Raw genomic sequence first — 1616 nt, 5'->3', positions numbered from 1 at the left:
CTAGGCGCCGCGTGCGAATAGGTGCAAATAGAGGGTTGCGGAACTCCCAGTTTCGATATGGAATTGGCCAATCTTCTGGGAGTGAGAAACGCCGATGAGCACACCGGATTTCTTCCGCAGCCGCCTGGACGCGATGATCGATATGCGGCATCCGCTGGCGGTCTTGGCGAACCGGATGCCATGGACGTCGATAGAGGCGACGTTGACACCGATCTTTGAGCGACGTGCTCGCGAAGGCCGGATAAGCGCGGAGATTGATCTATTCGGCACGGCGTCCAAACTGGCCGGTGCGGGCCTCAGCGCCGCCGGACGTCCGCGCCTGTCGATCCGGCTGATGGTCGGGCTGCTCTACCTGAAGCACGCGTACAGCGAAAGTGATGAATCGGTTTGTGAGCGCTGGGCACAAGACGTGTACTTCCAGTTCTTCTGCGGCGAGGAGTATTTTCAGCCGCGCATGCCGTGCGATCCGACGAACCTCGTGCGCTTTCGGCAGGCGCTGGGTGAAGCCGGTGTTGAGGAGTTGCTCGCGACGACAATTGCAGCCGCCGTGCAAATGAAAGCGGTGAGGCCGGCCGAGTTCGAGCGCGTGATTATCGATACGACGGTCCAACAGAAAGCGATTGCCTATCCGACTGACAGCCGATTGCTGGAGATAGCGCGAGGCAAACTGGCAAGGCTCGCGCAACGTGCCGGATTGACACTGAAGCAAACCTACGAGCGAGAGGGGAAACAGTTGCGTCGCCGCGCCGGTGGCTATTCGCATGCGAAACAGTTCAAGCGGCTGCGCCGGGTGCTCAAGCGTCAGCGCACGATACTCGGACGATTGCTGCGTGACATCGAGGGAAAGTTATCGAACGCATCCACTGAGCAACAGGCATCCTTGTGCATCTGGCTTGAGCGCGCCTGGCGTATCTGCCGCCAGCGCGCGAAGGATACGCACAAGCTCTATGCGCTTCACGCGCCAGAAGTGGAATGCATCTCGAAAGGCAAGGCTCGCCAGCCCTATGAGTTTGGCGTTAAGGTTAGTCTCGCGATCACGGAGAAGCAAGGCCTTATCGTCGGCGCCCGCTCGTTTGCGGGCAACCCGTATGACGGGCATACCTTGGCCGGACAACTTGAACAAACGACCATTTTGCTTCAGGATCTGCCGGGCGTCTCGAAGCCGAGGACCGTGCTGGCCGATCTCGGTTATCGTGGTGTGGATGCCGATATCGCGCCGGTACAGCTGATTCACAGAGGTAAACGCAAGACGCTAAGTAGTACACAGCGACGATGGTTAAAACGTCGCCAAGCGATAGAACCGATCATCGGACACGTGAAGCAGGACCATGGCATGCAGCGTTGCTGGCTAAAAGGACAAACCGGCGACGCGTTACATGCGGTGTTGTGCGCGGTGGGCTATAACCTACGCTGGTTGCTGCGCGCCATTGTCCGTCTGGGGCTCGGCCCCCTATTGCTTGCACTTGCGTGGCTGCGCTGCCTGCCGGAGGTATGGCAGGAAACCTTGCCCGCACCTCCCGCAACTGCCTGAGTCGGCAAACCACGACGCCACGACGGAACTCGGCCGACCGCCGAGCTACGTCCGCGACGGAAACCGAATTTTGCAGGTGCGACTA

1 protein-coding gene is annotated in these 1616 nt (G+C 59.7%); it reads left to right on the top strand.

Going from position 1 to position 1616, the window contains the following annotated elements:
* Positions 1-94 precede the first annotated feature (94 nt).
* A complete protein-coding gene (locus tag AWB78_RS42450; protein ID WP_074173742.1) occupies positions 95-1531 on the top strand; it encodes an IS5 family transposase in 1437 nt (478 codons plus the stop codon).
* Positions 1532-1616 lie beyond the last annotated feature (85 nt).

The organism is Caballeronia calidae (assembly GCF_900044055.2).
Classification (GTDB): domain Bacteria; phylum Pseudomonadota; class Gammaproteobacteria; order Burkholderiales; family Burkholderiaceae; genus Caballeronia; species Caballeronia calidae.
This window is presented reverse-complemented; position numbering and strand designations above follow the sequence as displayed.